Here is a 22,207-nt window from a genome sequence, read left to right as displayed (position 1 = left end):
TATACATCAATCAATACTGATTTTAGACCAAAAAAAAGAAAAAAACAGAGAGAAAAGAATTCTCTCTAGTTAATAGTTATTTTTGTAGTTGCTTTTGATGATTTGTAGGTGCTGTCACCTGCAAAGTTTACACTAACATTGTAGATACCTTTCTTAGTTAGACTAAGTTTGAAGGTGGCCTGACCTTTAGCATCTGTTTTTGCTGAGTAGGTTTTTCCGTTTACAGTAATTTTAACAGTTTTGCCGGATGCCATATATGTTTTTCCGTCAATGGATGATCCTTTGTCTGTTTTTAGGGTTACTGTGTAGGATTTTGTTTTAGCGGATGCCTTGTATGATTTTGCAGAAGCGCTTATGGAAGTTTTCTTGAGGTTTACAGTGATTGATTTGACTGTAAATGAAGCGTTGTAGTCTCCATCTCCCAGGAAAGCTACAGCGAATGTGTAGGTTCCGGCTTTTGCCAGGTTGATTTGAAGTTTTGCAATTCCTTCACTGTCGGTAGTGGTATTGTATACCTTACCGTTGAATCCGATTTTTACGGATTTGTTGGCAAGGATTTTACCGGCATCATCAACCAGTTTAACTTTAAAGTATCCGCCTCTCTCACCAGCATAGTAGTCAATAGCATAGGTTTCGTAGTCATCACCGATGATTGTTGTGTTAGCTCTGAGTTTGGCCACATCTTTCAATATGATAGTAGCATTTACAGGTAAAACATTATCGTTACCCTCAAAGCTGATTAAAACAACACTGTTGGATGCAGCAGGAATTAAAATAGAACCATCACCAGCAGTAACAGCCGCAGCAGCATTTCCATTTACAGAGTAAGTTACATTAGCACCGCCAATAGGATTACCGTCACCATCCACCAGTGAGAGAGTAATGATGCCCTCACCGGAAACAGTGATATTTGTAAACTGGGATACGCTTATAGGTGCAGTAATTTGTTTTGCAGCATAAGCCGAATCATGAGTATCGTCACCGAAATAAACAACAGCAACGCTATGTTCACCAGCCACAATGGCAGGAATAACATAACTGGCAGCGCCATTCTCATCCAAACTGACAACGGTTCCGTTTCCATCAACAATAACTGTAACATTGCCTGTTACACCAGAAACGCTGATAGACACATTTACATCCCGACCGACCTCAGCATCGCTAATGTTTAAAAGAATTTCAGTCGGAGTCTTAATGAACTTCTCAACATTAATTTTAACGGTTGCATTTGATTTGAGATGATTATCATCACCGCCAAATTCCAAGGTACAGATATATTCACCAACATCAAGGAAAAACGGAACGGCGTATGAACCGTTTGCATCACTAAATACTGCAAATGCATAATTGTCCAAACAGACATTGACCAGACGCCCAGCCAAAGGATTGGCGTTTTCATCGACAAGTGTGATGTTCAATATTCCGATTTCATTTTCTGTAAATGTCAAATCAGAAGCTATGATTTCTGTTTTACTTACATTTACAACAAAGGAATCTGTCAAATCAGATTCATAAATTGAATCGTCAGGAAGAGTGACGGTGACGTTATAAATACCATTTGAAAGATTTTCCAATTCCAATTTTGCTTTGCCGTTAATCAGCCTTGATTCATATGGCTTATCGTTGATATGGATTATCAGAGTCTCGTTAAGCTTATTCAAACTGACTATGTCCAATACGGCATCGTACAATACCTGAGATATTTCCAAATCAAGGTCAACTTTTGTCTTTTTAATCTGTGCAGTGCCGTTTGCAGATGATGAGGAATAACCGACAGCATCAAATACTGCAGTGACATTGTTCAAGACCTTATCAAAGCTGTGCTGTATGCTTGCAATTCCGTTGGTTACATTGACAACATAATCAACACCATCCAATGTGAAAGTGACATTTCCGCAAGAAAGCAAGTTTCCATACTCATCCACAACAGCTGCAGTGATATTGACCGGATTTTCTAGACTGGTGGAAATATTTAAACTCAATACAGTTCCAATAGGATTTAAAATAGTGTAAGCCTTGATACATGCAACCGCACCGAAATCATATAAATCATCATAAGATTCATCATCCCATACAAAGGACAATCCAGGACATCCAAAAGGATAATTAAAATTATAAAATTCTGCAACTGGTATACTAATGATATTTCCGGTTGCAATACAGAAGACTACTTTAAAAACATCACCCTCTTTAAGAGGCACCATTTCATCCAGATTAATTGTATAATAACCCGGATTTGAAGTTCCTGATTTGGAGGTTTTAAACTCATCATTAACATAAATTTCAACAGTCCAATCTGTTAAATCCTCAAAGTATGTTGAAACCGCCGCTAAAAACTCATCACCCTCGGAGGTGAAAGAATTAGAATAGTATGCTTCAGGACAATAACTTTGTACACAATTAGACATACCCTGAATATCATATTGATAGTTCTTATCAAAGCGAATTGTATCATTTAAAATAAATGTATGGAAAGGGAACCACAGACTGCCGTCTAAAAGACTATTATCATAATATGATATGTAGAAATATCCGTCATCTCCCCAATCAGGACCCCAACTGTTCTTTACAATCCATGCGCCATCACCGTCAATAAGATCCCCATTGATGAAATTGGACCGGGAATAATTGTCATCCCATCCCACAATAGCAACACCATGGTTACAACCAGTGTCCTGGTCCCAACAATAGAAACCGAAAGTGTCTTCATTATAGTAACAGCCGTCAAAATACATAGCACATGAAACAGCCCCATATCTCATCAAAGCCTCTTTGATTGCATCATTATCAGTGTAATTGTCATGATGCAAAAATATGGCATTTTGGATGTGAAGAATACTATTTAAAAGTAGAGATAAAGTTGACTTGTCCCTATAAACATCATCACTCTCATTAACGGGACCCAACCAGCTTAAAAGATATCCCAAAGCCATTCTTGAATTTCCGCCATCATTGGTATCAACATCATTCCACCCATAGTCAGAGAAGAATGCAATTATGTTTTTCATGTTATTTACTGAAAGGTCATATGTGCTGTTTGCCGCTTTTAGAATACATGATTCCAAAGCAGCCATATCTGCAAAAGCCCAGCAATTACCATCGGAAATTTGATTTTTAATGCGGGTAACCTGACCTTCATCAACCAGACTATACCTGCTTGGCAGGATATCAACAACAATCGGATCAACCTTAAACATGGTATAATTACCGCTACCAATATCTATATTGATATAAGGAACTTCGAAAAGTCCATCACCGGTTTTAGCGACATTACCAACAAAATCATTATCCGAATCTACATCATTGCTGAAATCATTGAAAATTGAGTAGATTAATCCTGTACCAGAAGCGTTATTATAATAAAAACCATTGCCGCTGACATAACAATTATGAGAATAATCTATGTACAATGCACTGCCGTTTACTGCCCTGTTATAGCTGAAAGTGGAATTGCTCAGGGAAAAATTACCTTTCATATGATAAATTGCCCCACCATACATGAGTGCAGAGCTATTGAAACAACTAATATTGTTTAAAACAGCATTTGTGTTTAGAGTGGTTATGGCGCCTCCAAATGTTGCAGTGGAGTTTACAATCTCCAAATCACTTCCCTCAAACTCAGATGTCCTTACATAAATCGCACCTGCAGCGTCAGTAATGGAATAAGTGTCATAAAACTTGGATTTTGAAATAGTTACTTTATCAGCGTAGTCACATGCGATGGCACCTCCATAACTAAATGCACCACTTGCCCGGAATATTGAATCACAAACATCCAAGAAAGCACCATTTCCAACATAAACGGTACCACCATAATAAGCTAAATCATTTCTAAAAGTACAACTGAAAACATCCAAGAAAGCACCATTTCCAACATAAATGGAACCACCATAATAAGCTAAATCATCTCTAAAAGTACAATCACAAACATCCGAAGCACCATTTCCAACATAAATGGAACCACCACATGTAGCATTATTATCCGCAAAAGTACAATTATAAATCGCTAAATCATCAGCCAGGCTATGAATTGCACCGCCATAAGTAGCATTATTATCCGCAAAAGTACAATCACAAACATCGGAAGCACCATTTTCAACATGAATGGCACCACCATGCTTTGCATAATTATCCATAAAAGTACAATTATAAATCACTAAATCAGCACCAATTTTATAAATAGCACCACCATAATCTGCATCATTATCCGCAAAAGTACAATTGAAAACATTCAAAACAGAATTACTATAACCCACAATAGCACCACCATAATCTGCATTATTATCCGCAAAAGTACAATCACAAATATTCAAAACAGAATTATCCTTACACATAATAGCGCCACCAAACGTGCCGGCATTATTATCGGTAAAAGTACAATTGAAAACATCTAAATCACCACCAGTGTTAAAAATTGCACCACCTTCCCTTGCAGCATTATCCATAAAAGTACAATTGAAAACATCCAAAACACCACCAGTGTTATAAATTGCACCACCATTATTTGCAGAATTATCCATAAAAGTACAGTTACAAACATCCAAAACACCACCAGTGTTATAAATTGCACCACCATTAGTTGCAGCATTATCAATAAAAGTACAATTACAAACATCAAAAACAGCAACAGAATAAATTGCACCACCTTCGCTTGCAGCATTATCAATAAAAGTACAATTACAAACATCAAAAACAGCAACAGAATAAATTGCACCACCTTCGCTTGCAGCATTATCAATAAAAGTACAATTACAAACATCAAAAACAGCATCATAGTTATAAATTGCACCACCACAAGTTGCAGTATTATCCATAAAAGTACAATTATAAACCTCTAAAACATCACTAACAATATAAATTGCACCACCAAAATCTGCATGATTGCCAATGAAAGAACAGTTGCTAACTGTTAAAGCACTTCCAGTTATACTTAAGATTGCTCCTCCAAAGTTATTTCCATCAGGGAATAAAAATCCAGTACAGTTTTGGAAAATGACATTATATGCTATGATATTTCCGGCATTTACAATTGAACAGTTAAACAGACTAACATTTTGAATTGTGGCACAGCCGCAGACATCAAATCCTGTGCCATGATAGGTGATGACAGTTTCACCCACGTCACTTCCCATGAAATTTACAAAGGCGATTCTTGTAAGATTATCCAGTTCATATTCGCCGTTTGCAAGGTGAATATTGGAATAGTCAACAATCCTCTCAGAAATCAGATACTTATATGGACTATCAGCAGTACCGTTTCCATCAGCTTCAGCTGACACATCAAAATAATAATCAGTGAAATTCTTTTTCAAGTCAACAACTGCAGTGCCCCAATCATAAGATGTGGTGTAGCCAACAGCATTAAATACGGCAACAACGTCATTTACAGTCTTATCAAAGCTGTGCTGTATGCTTGCAATTCCGTTGGTTATATTGACAACATAATCTACACCATCCAATGTGAAAGTGACATTACCACAACTTAAAAGGTTTCCGTACTCATCCACAACAACTGCAGTGATATTAACCGGATTTTCAAAATCTCTGGAAATATCCAAACTCAAAACAGTTTCAATAGGATTTAAAATGGTAAATGCCTTGATACATGCAACCAAACCACCGTCATATAAATCCGCACATGATACATCATCCCATATAAAGGACAATCCGGGACCGCCAAAAGGATAATTATAATACTTAAGATATGCAACTGGTGTTTTAGTGATATTTCCGGTTGCAATACCGAATACTACTTTAAAAACATCCCCCTCCTTAAGAGGCACCATTTCATTCAAATTAATTGTATAATAACCCGGATTTGAAGTTCCGGATTTGGAAGTTTTAAACTCATCATTAACATAAATTTCAACTGTCCAATCTGTTAAATCCTCAAAGTATGTTGAAACCGCCGCTAAAAACTCATCACCACTGGAGGTGAAAGTATTCGAATAGTATACTGGATTAGGATTAGGCACAAAAGTACCAGGACCCTGAATATCATATTGATAGTTCTTATCAAAGCGAATTGTATCATTTAAAATAAAAGTGTATATAGGTTCCCACCAAGATAAGTTTAAAATATGCTCATCATAATATGACAGGTAGAAATATCCTCCATCTCCCCATTCAGGACCCCAGCTGTTCCTTACAATCCATGCGCCATCACCTTCAATCAGATCCCCATTGATGAAATTGGACCTTGAATAATTGTCATCCCATCCCACAATAGCAACAGCATGATTTGAATTAACATCACTATCCCAGCAATAAAGACTAAACGTATCTTCATTATAATAACTATCACCCATACATACTGAAATTCCAACTGCACCATATTTCATCAAAGCCTCTTTGATTGCATCATTATCCGTGTAATTGTCATGATGCAAATATATGATGTTTTGGATGTGAAGAATACTATTTAAAAGTGGAGATAAAGTTGACTTGCCCTTATATACATCATCACTTTCATTAACCGGACCCAACCAACTTGAAAGATATCCTGCAACAAATCTTGGATTTGCACCAATATTGTTTTCGAAATAATTCCATCCATAGTCTGAGTAAAATAACATTATGTTTTTTAAGTTATTTTCTGAAAGGTCGTATGTGCTGTTTGTCGCTTTTAAAATACATGATTCCAAAATAGCCATTGCTGCAAAGGCCCAGCAATTACCCTCTTCTAATTGATTTTTAACGCTGGTAACCTGACCTTCATCAACCAGACTATACCTGCTTGGCAGGATATCCACAACAATCGGATCAGCCTTAAACATGGTATAATTACCATTACCAATATCTATATTGATATAAGGAACTTCGAAAAGTCCGTCACCGGTTTGAGCGGCATTTCCAACAAAATCATTATCCTCTTCTATATCATTGCTGAAATCATTGAAAATTGAGTAGATTAATCCTGTACATGAAGCGTCATTATAATAAAAACCATTGCCGCTGACATAACAATTATGACAATAATCGATGTACAATGCACTGCCGTTTACTGCCCTGTTGTAGCTGAAAGTGGAATTGGCCAGATAGAAATTACCTTTCATATGATAAATTGCCCCACCATAGAGACGAGCAGAGCTATTTAAACAGCTTATATTGTTTAAAACAGCATTTGTGTTTAGAGTGGTTATGGCACCTCCAAATGTTGCAGTGGAGTTAACTATCTCCAAATCAATTCCCCAGAACTCAGATGTCCTAACATAAATCGCACCGGCAGCATCAGTAACAGAAAAAGTGTCATGAAACTTGGATTTGTATACTATTACCGTTTCAGCGAAATCAGACGCAATGGCGCCACCGAAACTAAACGCCCTGTTTGCCAGGAATATGGAATCGCAAACATACAAAGTACCATTTTCAACATAAATGGCACCACCATAATAAGCACTGCCCCTTCTAAAAGTACAATTGAAAACATCCAAAGCACCAAGAGAGTTATAAATTGCACCGCCACAAGTTGCATCATTATCCGTAAAAGTACAATTGAAAACAACAGAAACACCATTTTCAGCATGAATGGCACCACCATAATATGCATCATTATCCGCAAAAGTACAATTATAAATCGCTAAATCAACACCCCAGTTATAAATAGCACCACCATAATCAGCATAATTATCACTAAAAGTACAATTGAAAACATCCAAAACAGCACCAGCACTATAAATTGAACCACCACAATCTGCATGATTGCCCATGAAAGTACAATCACAAACATCAAAAACAGCACCAGCACTATAAATTGAACCGCCATAATCTGCATGATTGCCCATGAAAGTACAGTTGCTAACAATTAAAGCACTTCCGGTTCTACTGAAGATTGCTCCTCCAACATGATTTCCATCATGGTATAAAAATCCAGTACAGTTTTGGAAAATGGCATTATTTGCCGTGAGATTTCCATAATTTACAATTGAACAGTCAAACAGAGTAACATTTTGAATTGTGGCACAACCGAAGACCTCAAATCCTGTGCCATGATATGTGATGACAGTTTCACCCACGTCACTGCCCATGAAATTTACAAAGGCGATTCCTGTAAGATTATCCAGTTCATATTCGCCGTTTGCCAGATGAATATTGGAATACTCAACAATCCTTTCACAAGTCAGATACTTATATGGATTATCAGCAGTACCGTTTCCATCAGCGGCAGCTGAGGCATCAAAATAACAATCAGTGAAATTCTTGTTCAAGTCAACGACTACAGTACTCCAATCATAAGATGTGGTGTAGCCGACAGCATTAAATACGGCAATAACATCATTTACAGTCTTATCAAAGTTATACTGCATGCCCGCAATACCATTGGTTAGATTGACAACATAATCCACACCATTCAAGACGAAAGTGACATTACCGCAATTCAACGGATTTCCGTACTCATCCACAACAGCTGCAGTGATATTGACAGGATTTTTAAAATCTCTAGAAATATTCAGACTCAAAACAGTTTCAATAGGATTTAAAATAGTGAAAGCCTTGATACAAGCAATCTGGGAAGTGAATAAATAACCATCGACAGGTCTTATAAAAGTAAAATCATATAAGTCAACCCAGTTTTCACCGCCATCCCAGCTTGCATAGGACATGTCCGGACCAAAAAGCACATTATTGCATACAGAAGTTTCGGCAATTGGAATTACAGCACCACCATCTCGTGTGACGTTGAAAATCACTTCAAAGACATCACCATCTTTAAGAGGCACCAATTCATCCAGATTAATTGTATAATAACCTGCATCTGAAGTTCCGGATTTAAATGCTTTGGATTCACCGTTCACATTAACAGTAACTGTCCAGTCACTTGCCAATTTAAAGTATGTTGAAACGGCGGCTAAAAACTCATCGCCATCAGATGTGAACACATTCTTATACAGCACATTTGAACTGGCATTATACATATAGTCACTGAATCCGACAATCTCATGTTGGTAATTCTTATCAAATCGAATAGTATCATTTAAGATAAATGTATAATAAAAATCGCTTCCCTCTCTAATAGTATTATCATAATATGAAAGATAGAAATATCCATCATCTCCCCATTCAGGACCCCAGCTGTTTTTTACAATCCATGCACCATCACCTTCAATAAGATCTCCGTTAATGAAATTGGATTTGGAATAATTATCATCCCAACCAATAACGGTAACGGCATGGCTAGCCATTTTATTATCCCAACAATAATAACCGAATGTATCATTATTATAATAAATAGCCTCATCCATACATATTGAAATTCCAACTGCACCATATTTCATCAAAGCCTCTTTCATTGCATCATTATCCGTATGATTATCACGTTGCACAAATAGGATGTTTTGAATATGGAGAATGCTATTGAGAAGAGGAGATAATGTTGATGTAGCCTTATACACATCATCTTCATCATTGACAGGACCCAACCATGATGTAAAATACCCGGCTACTTGATGAACAAAAAGTCCATCATTAGTATCCTTAAGATTAAATCCATATTCAGAGTAAAGAGCAACTAAATTTTTCAGGTTTTCTTCAGAAAAATCAAATGTAATGTTAAATGCTTTCATGATACATGATTCCAAAACGGCCATTGCAGTAAAAGCTATACAGTTACCTCCATTCTTTTGATCTTTAACGCTAGTAACCTGACCTTCATCAACCAAACTGTATCTGGCCGGAAATGTATCAACAACGACAGGGTCAATTTTAAACATGGTATAGTTGCCATTGCCAATATCCATACTGATATAATCGGACTCGCATACATCATTATTGATTTCGGCATCATTTCCAGCAAAATCATTATCGGTTTGCATATCATTAGCTAATGAATTTAAAAATGAATAAACCGCTCCGGCACAGGAAGCATTATTATTATAAAAGCCATTGCCTGTGACAAAAACATTATCGCAACTCTGTATAAACAATGCGCTGCCGTTTATTGCACTATTTCCCACAAAAATCGAATCGGTTAAATCAAAATCACCATACATATGAAAGATTGCCCCGCCTTTCAATTCGGCATGGCAATCAGAACAGCTGACATTATCTAAAATGACTCTAGTGTTTAATGTGGTTATAGCCCCTCCAAATACTGCAGTGGAGTTAACTATCTCCAAATCACTGGCAATAAACTCAGAAGACCTGACATAAATCGCACCCCCTGCATCCATACTGGATGAAGAGTTATAAAACTTGGATCTGGATATTTTCACACTTCCTGAAAAATCACATGCTATTGCACCGCCGTAACTATATGCGCTGTTTGCAATGAAAATGGAATCGCAAACATCCAAATCGGCATATTCCATAAAGATAGCACCGCCCCAGAAGGCACTATTGTCCTTAAAAGTACAGTTTCTAACTGTTAAAGCAGATCCTGCAGTACTATAAATAGCACCTCCGATATGGTCTCCGAAATGAAAAGCAGCACCAGTACTGTTTAAGAAAATAGTATTGGTTGCAGTAAGGTTTCCATAAGATACAACCGGACAATTTAAAATGGTGATATTTTGAAGCGATACACAATCACCTATATTTAATCCGATACGATTAATATATGATATAACTGTTTTATCCACATCGCTACCAATGAAATTTACAGAACTGGCATATATAGTTTTATCAAGTTCATATTGGCCGTTTGCCAAGTGAATATTGGAATTTTCCAACACTCTATCTGAATTCAGATATTTATAGGGATTCTCAGCAGTACCGTTTCCATCAACTTCAACTGACGCATCAAAATAATAATCATTGAAATCTCCTTTATCTTCGCTAACAGAAACGAGATTCGAATCATCAGTTGTATGGTCCTCCAACAACGAATCATTATTTTCTGAAGCAAAAGATGCCGGAATAATCATCAATAAAATCATTATTGAAAAAAATAAAATGAATCTATTAAATTTTTTCGACAAAATAATCCCTCAAAAGATCTAATTGATATATATTTATATTAATGATATCTATTAAATCTTATCAAAATCTAAAAGAAGTTCACAATGAAATTGTCTGAAGAGATTAATCCCAATATTATGCTTGAGATATATTTAAAATGCCGATTTGCAATGTCAAAGATGGGATTTTGCCAAATCAATTAAAAATAATATATCACAAACTTGATTCGCCTATGCGTATCGTTACAACCTGTCACAATATTCCTGACAAGATTCCAAAATCATCTCAGATGAAATTTTCAATATCATATTCAAAGAAATATTGCCATAGGCATGTAAAAATTTAGTGATTTAAAAAAAAATAGTTTCAATCGAATTTTAGATGGCTGAATATTCTTTTCATATATTCAACAGCATCTGACACATCCTTCTGCGTTAAATCACGAAACGGATCATAATCTGCTGTTTTTCTCAATTTGGATAATTTTGACAAATTCAATTCCATGTTCTTTTCACCAAAATTGAAAAGAGCATTGCGAACCTGCAGATGCTCACTAATTATTTCCTCATCATCACCAAAATTCTTAATAGAAGTGACTCTGAAGTTTTTTTCATAATCCAACCATAATTCACAGAACAGATAAGAGCTAAAATATGCCCTATTAATAATGGTTGAATATATGCATCGGTTGTCACAGGCATCGGGAATCAGTTGATCTTTCAAATCAAACATCATCAATGTCAAAAGGTACAATTGAAATTGAGGGAATTTTGTAATGTCCATATTACAATCCCCTACAACCAGATACGTGCAGACCTGTAAAATCTTTCAATACCTTTTCGTTTTGAAAAATCTTCCATATGGTCATACATTTCCAAAAGAATCTCATCCAATTCATTCTGTGATGTGCCATTCAGTTTTTCAAAGGAATAGATATATTCCTGAGTATCGATGTCGGGCTCCTCGATTAAAGTCATCTTACCTAAAACATCATACCTTTTGGCAAAATCAGTGATTTCACGAGTATACAATTCCTTTGACGGTTCCATTTCCTTTTTGAACTTCTCCAATCGGGTAACCATTTTATCACCTTTTTAAAATTCGTATAAACGCCGCTATTTTTCTTACGAAAAAAAGTTTCTTTGCCACAATTAGTATTTTAATTTAATCAAATATAAATTTAACCATTACACGAAGTTAAAATAAAATAAAAAGCTATAAATATATCTTATACAATGAATACAATCCAATACTTCGAGAACAATATTGAAATCATCATGTCATCAAATACATAATTCATTAACTTTTAATTTTAGATGTAAATTTGTATGAAATCTTTAAATTTACATTATACCTAATAATTGTTCCTAAAACCAACAAAAAATACATATAAAATAGCAAATATAGTATCTGTGTAGAGATTAATCCCCATCTTTACAAAAAAACATGCAGAAAAACTATATTAATTTTTGAGAGATTAATATTGGCGTATGAGGTCAGGATTTTCCGGCCTCATACTTAAAATTTATATAATATAATTATCTAATAGGTACCTATAATAAATAATCTGAGGGTACCTATGATAAATTTAGTAAAACCGCTTAAAAGCAAAATACCGCAAATAATACTTATCCTATTATTTTTAATCGTTCAGGCATATACTAGTCTGACGCTGCCGTCATACACTGCAGATATCGTAAATATAGGTATAAAAAATACTGATATAAACTACATCATAAATACAGGAATCACAATGCTTGTGATGGTGGTGATATCAGTGATTGCGGCAGTAATCATATCATATCTTTCAAGCAGAGTATCCTCAGGATATGCAAAGGATTTAAGGAAAATCGTCTACAGGAAAGTATTGAGGTTTTCAAACCATGAACTCAACGAGATTTCAAGGTCATCACTGATTACACGCTCAACCAACGACATCAACCAGATACAAAGCATTTTAGGCGTAATATTTACAACATTCCTCTTTGCACCGGTACTTGGAGTCGGAAGCGTAATCAGAGCATTTGAACTTGGAACAGACCTTTCATGGATTATTCTGGTCACCTTCGTAATCGTTGCAGCTATTCTGGTCATCATAGTTGTAAGGGTTCTGCCATATTTCAAGATCACCCAGGAAATACTGGACAGAATGAACAGAACCGCAAGGGAAATACTGATTGGAATTCCGGTAATAAAGGCATTTGTCAGACAGGACACGGAAAGGGAAAAATTCGAAAAAACCAACAGAGAATTTCTGGAGGTGAACCTGCATGTCTACAGAACCATTTTCATCATTCTTCCTGCACTGTCACTGGTTCTTAACGTAATGATTGTGCTTATCCTGTATTTCGGAGCGTATGACGCTTTAAACTCCTCACTTTTAACAGGAGACATCATAGCGTTCATCCAGTATTCAACCATGATTGTAACCTCATTCATTATGATGGGCGGATTTCTTATAATTCTTCCAAGAATTCTCGTATCCGGAAGGCGTATTGCTGAAGTGCTCAACACAGAAATCACAATAACCGACGGAGACATTGAAGAGACTCCCGAAAAACCTGTTTTGGAATTTAGAAACGTCGAATACAAATATCCCGGAAGTGAAAGGGAAACCCTAAAAGACATCAGCTTCAAGCTGGAGCCTGGAAAAACCACAGCAATTATTGGAGGAACCGGAAGCGGCAAATCAACAATACTTAATCTTATTCCACGTCTTCAGGACCCAACATCAGGTGAGATTCTCATAAACGGCAAAAACATCAAGGATTACAGACTCAAAACCTTAAGGGACATGATAAGTTTCACACCCCAAAAGGCAATTCTCTTTCAGGGAACTGTCAAATCAAATATGCTTGTGGGAAAAAGCGATGCTACAGATGATGAAATCGAAAACGCCCTTAATCTCGCACAGGCCGATTTCATAGACACCATTGACGATGAAGTCACACAGGCAGCCTCCAACTTTTCAGGAGGTCAAAAGCAGCGCCTGTCGATTGCAAGGGCATTAATCGCAAAGCACAACTTTTATCTTTTTGACGACTGCTTTTCAGCGCTTGACATGAATACCGAAGCCAAAGTGAAAAACAACCTGAAGACACTTTCAGATGATGCATCCATATTGATTGTATCCCAAAGGATTTCAACAATAAAAGATGCAGATGAGATTTTAGTTATAGACAACGGCGAGATTATTGACCGGGGCACACATGAGGAGTTAAATAGCTCATGCAGTATATATCATGAAATCGTAAAATCACAAATTGACAGTATGGAGGCGCTACAATGAGTCCACCGCCAAGAAAAGGAAAACCGCCTGAAAAAGCGGCAGACAACAGAAAGGCAATCAGAAATATCCTAAAGCTTCTGGGAGGATATAAACTCAAACTGACAGTTACAGTAATATGTGCGGTGATTTCAACCGTATTTACAGTGATAAGCCCAATTTACATCGGACTTGCAACAACAACAATATACGATGGAATCACCAAAATCCTAAACCACACAGGCACAATAGATATGCAGCATCTGTTTTACCTTTTAAACGTGGTGGTTGTACTGTATATCATCAGTTCCGTCTTTTCATATCTTCAAAGCTACTTTTTGGTTGGTATATCAACAAAAATCAGCTATAACCTCAGATCCCGGATAATGGATAAGATCACATCCCTTGCAATGGAGGACGTTGATGAAAACAAAAGGGGAGACATCCTTTCAAGACTTACAAACGATGTGGATTCACTCCAGACAGGAATTACACAGGCATTCCTTCAGATGCTGACTGCAATAATTACAATTATAGGCGTCGTTGCAATGATGCTCTACATTAACGTGTGGATGACACTGGTTACAATCGTGCTGATTCCAATATCCTTTGCAATAATACTCATTGTTACAAAATTCTCTCAAAAATACTTCCTAAAGCAGCTGACATTTAAGGGAAAAGTCAACGGACAGATTGAGGAAACATTTACAGGCCATGACATAATCCGCGCATTCAACCAGGAAGATGAATCCATCGAAAAATTCGAAATCGACAATGACAACTGGTATGATCAGGAATGGAAATCACAGTTTGTTTCAAGTCTTACAGGACCTATAATGAACTTCATTTCAAACTTCCAATATGTTATTATTGCGGTTCTTGGAGCAATATTTGCAATGCAGGGAGCGATAGCCGTTGGAGATATACTGGCATTTTTCCAATACATAGAAAACTTCTCCCGCCCAATCCAGCAGATTACAAGGGTGATGAATCTTGTTCAAACCGCAATGGCTGCAACCGAAAGGATATTTGAATTTCTCGAAATTGACGATGAGGAAAATCCGTCAGAAAAACAGATTACAAACATCACAGAGTCAATAACATTCGAAAACGTGAGTTTCGGATACACTCCTAACGAAAAGGTAATCGATAATCTCACATTCAGCGTTAAAAAAGGCGAAAAGATAGCTATTGTAGGTGAAACAGGAGCCGGAAAGACCACAATCGTAAAGCTTCTCATGAGATTTTATGACATTAACAAAGGCTCCATCAGAATTGACGGCGTTGACATCGAAGAGTATGACAAGCACTCGCTGAGATCCATTGTTGGAATGGTTCTGCAGGATTCATGGCTCTTTTCAGATACAATAACAAACAACATCCGCTACGGAAACCTTGATGCGACAGATGAGGAAGTCGTTGAAGCCGCAAAAAACGTTTATGCAGACAACTTCATAAGACAGCTGCCGCAGGGCTATGACACTGAACTCAACGAGGACACAGACAACATCTCACACGGCCAAAAGCAGCTTCTGACAATTGCAAGAACAATACTGTCCAAAAAGGAAATACTTATTCTGGATGAGGCAACATCATCAGTTGACACAAGAACCGAAAAGCTGATTCAAAAGGCGATGGACAGGCTGATGGAAAACAGAACCAGCTTCATCATTGCACACAGACTCTCAACAATCAAGAATGCCGACAAGATTATCGTAATCGAAAACGGCAAAATAATCGAGCAGGGAACACATGAAGAGCTTTTAGCTCAAAAGGGATATTACTACAATACCCTTAACGCACAGTATGAGGAGAATGCAATATGAACAACGAATTTCTCTACCACAAGCTACTGTTTATCAATGAAAACCTTAAAAGAAGAAATGCCAACGAGAAAAATATATCCAGAGGCCAGGGCAGAATACTGGCCATCCTGAAATATAAGGAAGGCATTTCAACCAGAGAACTTTCAGAAATTCTAAACATTAAAGTGCCTTCTGTCAATGAAACCCTAAACAAGCTGATTAAAAACGGATATATCAGAAAGGAAACCTCACCTGAAGATAAAAGGGTGCTTTTGATATATCTGACAGACAAGGGAAAGGAGTATAAATTCCAAAAGTCAAAGGACATCGATATTTTCGACTGTTTGGATGAAAATCAAAAGGAAAGTTTTGATGAATGCTTAAACCTGATTTCAAAAGAACTGCACGAACGCATGAAAGCGGAAAATCCTGAAAAATACGATGAAATGCTTGAATGCAGAAAGGAAGTTTTAAAAAAGTATTTTGACTGCGACATAACTCAAAGCGAATGGTATCAGCTGCTTGAAAAAAATTAAAAAAAAAGGTTAAAAGTCAATGAAAGGAATATCTTTAGCTTTTTTAACTCTTTCACTAACTCTTTTTTCATTTTCAGTCATAGGAGTTTTTCTTTCTTTTATGAATTCTTTTAAATCATTTCCTTTTAATATTGGAGTTGGAGCAATTGGTTTTGCCATATTATCACCAATAATTAATATATTTAAACTTATTAATAAATTTAACTTTCGAATAAGCTCAATTTTACGAAACAAAAGCAATATTTCCTTTATTTTAGAATTAAAAAAATAAAATGAAAAAAAATATTAATCATTTGCAAGGCAATCATCCCACATCTTTTTGGACTCATCATCCAACGGTTCTATGGAATCCGCCTGTTTGAAAAATTCATCGGCTTTAGCGAATTTTTGCCAGTCATAATAGGTATAAGCCTTACCGATTAAAGCCTGAGGGCAACTGTCATTTTTATCCAAGATTGAATCATATACATTGATTGCGTCGTTATACTCTTCGTTCAATCTGTTTGTATCGGCAATAGCCAGCCAGACTTCAACATCGTCTCTAATCACAAGGCAGTTGATGAACTCCTCAATTGCCCCGTCATATTCCTCAAGATTGGCCAGTGCCTGACCTTTAAGATAATATGCATCGAAGTTTTCACTATTGACATCAATGGCTTTATCAGCAAGTTCAATTACGCGAACATTTGTTTTGTAATGGTCAACCATACTATCGGACTGCAGCTTATCAAGCTTTCTTCTGGCTCTTCTTACATAATCGGCATCCCTGTTGAGATAGCTTTGGGTTTCCCTGTATGATCTTTTGACGTTTTCAGGCAAATCGTCGCTGCTGATGATTGATGATTTGAATCTGGAAATATCATCAAAAATATCGTCAATCTGATTTATGGTATCTTCAGCAAATTCCTCAAGTTCCATTTCATCGATTTTGTTTTCCAAATCAATCTCTTTTAGGACTTCCTTACTTTCATCCCTTAAAAAGTCAATCCCGTCTGAGATTTGCTGGATTAAGTTTGATTCAAAGTAAATCTTGTCATCACTTCTTCTGTTGACTTCAATATCATCCCAATCTTTTGATTTTTTCATGATATCACCACAAAATTACATTGCTAAATAGTTAAATCTTTAGCTATAAAAATGTTTCTATTGAAAAAGAGAGTATTGAAGAAATTCAATTTTAAAAAGAAAAAAAGTTAGAGAGAATGAATCTCCCTAGTTGATTGTAATTTTTGTGCTTGCTTTGCAAGACTTGTAGGTGTTGTCACCTGCAAAGTTAACATTTGCTGTGTAGGTACCCTTCTTGGTAATATCTAATTTGAAGGTAGCCTGACCTTTAGCGTTTGTTTTTGCTGTGTAGGTTTTTCCGTTTACAGTAAGTTTAACAGTTTTGCCGGATGCCATGTATGTTTTTCCGTCAATGGATGATCCTTTGTCTGTTTTTAAGGTTACTGTGTAGGATTTTGTTTTAGCAGATGCTTTGTATGATTTGGCAGGAGCGTTTAAGGAAGTTTTCTTAAGGTTTACAGTAATTGATTTGACTGTAAATGAAGCATTGTAGTCTTTATCTCCCAAGAATGCTACAGCGAATGTGTAGGTTCCGGCTTTTGCCAGGTTGATTTGCAATTGAGCAATACCTTCACTGTCAGTTGTGGTATTGTATACTTTACCGTTGAATCCGATTTTTACGGATTTGTTGGCAAGGATTTTACCTGCATCATCAACCAGTTTAACTTTAAAGTATCCGCCTCTCTCACCTGCATAGTAGTCAATAGCAAATGTGTTGTAGTCATCGCCGATAATGCTTGTATTTGCTCTGAGTTTAGCCACATCTTTAAGAGTGATTGTAGCATTTACAGGTGAAACTTTATCGTTGCCTTCAAAGCTGATTAAAACAACACTGTTTGATGCAGCAGGAATTACAACAGATCCGTCACCAGCAGTAACAGCCTCACTAGCATTTCCGTTTACAGAGTAAGTTACATTAGCATTGGCAATAGGACTGCCGGATTCATCAACCAAAACAGCTGAAATGACGCCTTCACCTGTTACGGTGATATTGGTAAATTCACATGCTAAAATAGCTGAACCGAATTCAAGTTCAGCATATTCTGAATCATGGCAATCGTCACCGAGATAAACCACTACAACATCATGTTTTCCGGCTGTAACTTCTTCAATAGTATAAACTGCATTTCCGTTTTCATCCAATTTAACAGTATTTACATTACCGTCAACGATTACAAGAGCTTTTCCTGTTGCAGTAGGATAACTGACAGTTACATTAGCGCTTTTGCCAACTTCAGCGTCACTGATTGTAACATTAAGTTCAGCGTCATATTTTTCTGTAATTATCATTTGTGTTAAAGCCAAAATGGTGCCGCCTGTAGCGACAAATGATATGTCATTTACTTCAGCCACATCGTCAGTTATGACAAGGTTAAATAATTCAACTGAATTTGAAGTACCGTTCCATACATTGATATTTTCAATACCGTTGAATATGATATTTCCTTCACCAGATTCAGCGCCTGCAGCAATAACAGCTAGATAAGCATTGATGAATTTTTCACCGTCAATAATTATTTTGCTGTCTGTTTTTGAAATTCTACCTGCATTATTGTTTGCATTGGACATTAAATCTGCACCTTCAGCAATGTATGCTGTGATTAAATATTCGCTGCCTGTTATATTATATCCGCTTATTATGTAAGCAGGATAAACCGCTGCCTTTTTAGCTTCTTTAGCTATAACCACAGTATTGTTACCAATTTTAGCTAAACCTGATACATCATAGACAAATAATCCATATCCTCTATTTCCGTAACTTCCTAAATTGGACTGATCTCTATAATGAGCTTTTGGGGAAATAACATTGCCGTTAAAAGTAACGTTTAAGACAGGTCCTGTAATTCCTGTACTGTCCCAGTTATAAGCAATGTAAAGGAATGAATCTGTTAAAGTTGAGTTTTCTCTACATTGGATTTTTAAAATACCTGTGTAATTTGTAACTGAAGTACCCATGTAAGCACTGTCCTCAAGACCCATAGTAAAAATTCCGCCGTTGGAGACAATAACAGTGTAATCTTCAATGTATGTTGCATTGTACTCTAAATCTTTTCCTAAATTACCGTTGTATAAAACAGGAACTGTTTTATTTACCCCAGCAACTGATTTATCATTGAATTTAAGATTGACTGCATAAGTAACTTTAGTGTTGTTTGCTCCGCTGACTGTTTTCTCATCAGCAGGCCTGATTGTTGGATCAGTTAATAGTAACTTAGTTTCATTTTCACCGTCAAGAGCAACTTCCTTGGTGTCGACAACAGTACCGTCAGCTAAAAGCTCAACAACATATTTACCTTTGTAATCTGATTTAGCATTAACAGTTATGATGTTGTTGGTAGCTGCATAACATGTATCTTTATATTCAGTAGCCATACTAACGCTGGATTCGATAATAGGTTCCCATGTAGCAATCATCTGATTTAATGCTAAAACGGTAGTTCCTGTAGCTACAAATGAAATGTTATTTGAATCAGTGATATTGGAAGAAATATCTAAATAAGAAAACATTACAGAGTTAGAAGTACCATTGAACACATCTGCATATTCAACGCCGTTAAATGCCATATCAGCATCTCCAGGTTCTGCACTTGCAGCAAATATGAATAAATCAGCTTGAGATAAACCTTTTGAAGACACATTGAATACATTGCCTGTTTTTGCAATTCTTCCTGCGTTATTGTTTGCATCAGACATTAAATCTGCACCATAAGCCATGTATACTTTGCCTAAATATTTAGATTCAGTAGTATTGTAGAAGTAGATTAAAGTTGAAGGGTAAACAGCTGCCTTTTTAGCAGTCTTGTTGATTATTAATGTATTTTCGCCTTCTTTAACCAAACCAGTTACGTCATAGACAAACAGTCCGTAACCTCTATTTCCATAGCTTCCCAAATTGGACTGGTCTCTATAATGAGCTTTAGTTGAAATAGCTTTACCATTAAATGTAGTGTTTAATACAGGACCATCTATTCCTGTACTGTCCCAGTTATAAGCAATGTAAATGAATGATTTGTCGAAGGTGGAATTTTCAGGTAAGAAAACATTCCATACATCAGTTCTGCCGGTTGCCCCGGTACCCATGTATGTGGTATCATTTTGACAATCTATGAATGCTCCTCCAGTAACTGAAAATACATCATAGTTTTCAATATATGTAGCGTTATATGCCAAATCTTTTCCTAAATTACCGTTGTATAAAACAGGAACTGTTTTATTTACCCAAGCAACTGATTTGTCATTGAATTTAAGATTTACTGCATAAGTAACTTTAGTGTTGTTTGCTCCATTGACGGTTTTCTCATCAGCAGGCCTGATTGTTGGGTCAGTGAGAAGCAAAGTAGTTTCATTAACGCCGTCAAGTTCAATTTCAGTGGTATTTACAACAGCACCGTCAGCCACGAGTTCAAAAACATATTTACCTTTGTTATTGGATTTCACACTAACGGTTAAAGTGTTGTTGGTGGCTGCAAAACAGGTATCCTTGTATTCAGTAGCAAAACTTACTTCTGCAGCAACAGAGCTTACTTTTAAAAGTGATAAAACATTTTTAAGTGAAGCGTAAGTGCCTGTTCCCGCATTTATGCTAACAAGTTCAGTGTTCTGTTTTTCTTTTACAGAATCAGTTACGTTCCAATAGTCATACTGATAATAATTTCCGCTTGTGTGGTTTGAAGGATCTCCCAACAATTCGCCATTCAGCTTGTAGCTGCCGTCTGCACTTGAAAGAGCAATGTTATACAAATCTGCAGATAATATGCTTGTTATGTTTTCAGTTGCAAAGACAGTTGTGACATTTGTTTTTGTCCATTTTTGAGTAGAATCAAGCCAATATGAAACTTTATCACTATCTCCATCATCGTATGCGAAAATCAGTGCGATAAGTTTTATCCTACCATCAAAGGTTTTATTTTCCATTTTAAAGGTATCGACTTTTATAGTAATTGATGAACCATTTAAACCTTTTAGAGAATCGGTAATGTCATAATACATCTGATAATCAGAATAACATTTGTTTGTGTGATTGTTTACCGGATAAATAGTTCCGTCAGTACTTCCATCTTCTATCCACAATTGTTCAGAGGCTATTTGCTTTTCACCGGAAGTAGTGTTTAAGCTCACGTTTGCATTGCACCCGTGAGTGTTTTTAGCACTACCCCCGTAGACATTTACATAAACAGTTGCACTTTTGACATCAGCATCGGAAGGTATGTCATAGGTCAGCTGTCCGCTTGTAGACCAAGGATTGACAGTAACCAAATCAACATCTCCGGAAACTTCGCCGGAATCAGTGCTTTGTAAATCGTCTGCACTAACAGCACTTAGAGAAAAAACAATCATGGAAATTAATACAAATAAAAAAATAATTGATCTATTTCTCATAATAATCCCATAATCTTTTTTAAGGTATTTTATTTAAAGAAAAGAAATAAGAGGCGAATTAATAAAAGAACATAAATGAGGCTTTAAATAAAATAACCTTAATGTTATTGAAGTAGTAATACTGATATAAATATTATCTTAATACCAAATCGCCATATATAGGCCAAAAAGTAATACTTTTGGCAAATAGTAATACTAAAATCAAAAATATTGAAAAAAAGTAATAAAAATTAATAAAAATGAAAATTAAAAATTAATAC

At 36.2% G+C, this 22,207-nt stretch carries 9 protein-coding genes; 3 read left to right on the top strand and 6 right to left on the bottom strand.

The genetic code is table 11. The annotated features are described in order from the left end of the window. Positions 1-65: 65 nt before the first annotated feature. From IJL02_RS05915 to IJL02_RS05905, 3 genes are all read right to left on the bottom strand, one after another. On the bottom strand, positions 66-10,862 hold the full coding sequence (locus IJL02_RS05915) for a C1 family peptidase (protein WP_292813043.1): 10,797 nt from the start codon (positions 10,860-10,862) through the stop codon (positions 66-68). A gap of 400 nt (positions 10,863-11,262) precedes the next feature. Then, positions 11,263-11,679: a hypothetical protein gene (locus IJL02_RS05910; RefSeq protein ID WP_292812945.1), complete on the bottom strand. Its 417-nt coding sequence runs from the start codon at positions 11,677-11,679 to the stop codon at positions 11,263-11,265. Between the two features lie 11 nt (positions 11,680-11,690). Further along, the gene (locus IJL02_RS05905; RefSeq protein WP_292812941.1) at positions 11,691-11,978 is read right to left on the bottom strand and encodes a hypothetical protein; all 288 of its coding nucleotides are present in this window, start codon (positions 11,976-11,978) and stop codon (positions 11,691-11,693) included. A gap of 497 nt (positions 11,979-12,475) precedes the next feature. Here IJL02_RS05905 and IJL02_RS05900 point away from each other — a divergent pair, with 497 nt between their 5' ends. The 3 genes from IJL02_RS05900 to IJL02_RS05890 are packed head-to-tail and all read left to right on the top strand — an operon-like array spanning position 12,476 to position 16,502. Beyond that, complete coding sequence (locus tag IJL02_RS05900; RefSeq protein WP_292812936.1) at positions 12,476-14,185, top strand: ABC transporter ATP-binding protein; 1,710 nt, start codon at positions 12,476-12,478, stop codon at positions 14,183-14,185. After that, positions 14,182-15,987: an ABC transporter ATP-binding protein gene (locus IJL02_RS05895; RefSeq protein WP_292812932.1), complete on the top strand. Its 1,806-nt coding sequence runs from the start codon at positions 14,182-14,184 to the stop codon at positions 15,985-15,987. The genes IJL02_RS05900 and IJL02_RS05895 overlap by 4 nt, the downstream gene beginning before the upstream one ends. Then, complete coding sequence (locus tag IJL02_RS05890) at positions 15,984-16,502, top strand: MarR family winged helix-turn-helix transcriptional regulator (RefSeq protein ID WP_292812929.1); 519 nt, start codon at positions 15,984-15,986, stop codon at positions 16,500-16,502. Before IJL02_RS05895 ends, IJL02_RS05890 begins: the two co-directional genes overlap by 4 nt. Before the next feature lie 9 nt (positions 16,503-16,511). Here IJL02_RS05890 and IJL02_RS05885 read toward each other — a convergent pair whose 3' ends face one another. The 3 genes from IJL02_RS05885 to IJL02_RS05875 all read right to left on the bottom strand — a co-directional run bounded on the left by IJL02_RS05885 (position 16,512) and on the right by IJL02_RS05875 (position 21,905). Beyond that, positions 16,512-16,661: a hypothetical protein gene (locus IJL02_RS05885; protein WP_292812923.1), complete on the bottom strand. Its 150-nt coding sequence runs from the start codon at positions 16,659-16,661 to the stop codon at positions 16,512-16,514. A 126-nt stretch (positions 16,662-16,787) separates the two neighbouring features. Further along, positions 16,788-17,588: a tetratricopeptide repeat protein gene (locus tag IJL02_RS05880; protein WP_292812921.1), complete on the bottom strand. Its 801-nt coding sequence runs from the start codon at positions 17,586-17,588 to the stop codon at positions 16,788-16,790. Positions 17,589-17,714: 126 nt separating this feature from the next. Then, positions 17,715-21,905: a DUF3344 domain-containing protein gene (locus IJL02_RS05875; RefSeq protein ID WP_292812918.1), complete on the bottom strand. Its 4,191-nt coding sequence runs from the start codon at positions 21,903-21,905 to the stop codon at positions 17,715-17,717. Positions 21,906-22,207 lie beyond the last annotated feature (302 nt).

Source organism: Methanobrevibacter sp., from assembly GCF_017427765.1.
GTDB lineage: Archaea > Methanobacteriota > Methanobacteria > Methanobacteriales > Methanobacteriaceae > Methanocatella.
The sequence above is the reverse complement of the archived record's forward strand: the minus strand, read 5'-3'. Positions and strand labels throughout refer to the sequence as shown.

Bases quoted from the DNA above. Each gene is read 5' to 3' on its own strand.
- IJL02_RS05915 (WP_292813043.1), bottom strand. From the start codon at position 10,862: ATGATTATTCCGGCATCTTTTGCTTCAGAAAATAATGATTCGTTGTTG.
- IJL02_RS05910 (WP_292812945.1), bottom strand. From the start codon at position 11,679: ATGGACATTACAAAATTCCCTCAATTTCAATTGTACCTTTTGACATTG.
- IJL02_RS05905 (WP_292812941.1), bottom strand. From the start codon at position 11,978: ATGGTTACCCGATTGGAGAAGTTCAAAAAGGAAATGGAACCGTCAAAG.
- IJL02_RS05900 (WP_292812936.1), top strand. From the start codon at position 12,476: ATGATAAATTTAGTAAAACCGCTTAAAAGCAAAATACCGCAAATAATA.
- IJL02_RS05895 (WP_292812932.1), top strand. From the start codon at position 14,182: ATGAGTCCACCGCCAAGAAAAGGAAAACCGCCTGAAAAAGCGGCAGAC.
- IJL02_RS05890 (WP_292812929.1), top strand. From the start codon at position 15,984: ATGAACAACGAATTTCTCTACCACAAGCTACTGTTTATCAATGAAAAC.
- IJL02_RS05885 (WP_292812923.1), bottom strand. From the start codon at position 16,661: ATGGCAAAACCAATTGCTCCAACTCCAATATTAAAAGGAAATGATTTA.
- IJL02_RS05880 (WP_292812921.1), bottom strand. From the start codon at position 17,588: ATGAAAAAATCAAAAGATTGGGATGATATTGAAGTCAACAGAAGAAGT.
- IJL02_RS05875 (WP_292812918.1), bottom strand. From the start codon at position 21,905: ATGATTGTTTTTTCTCTAAGTGCTGTTAGTGCAGACGATTTACAAAGC.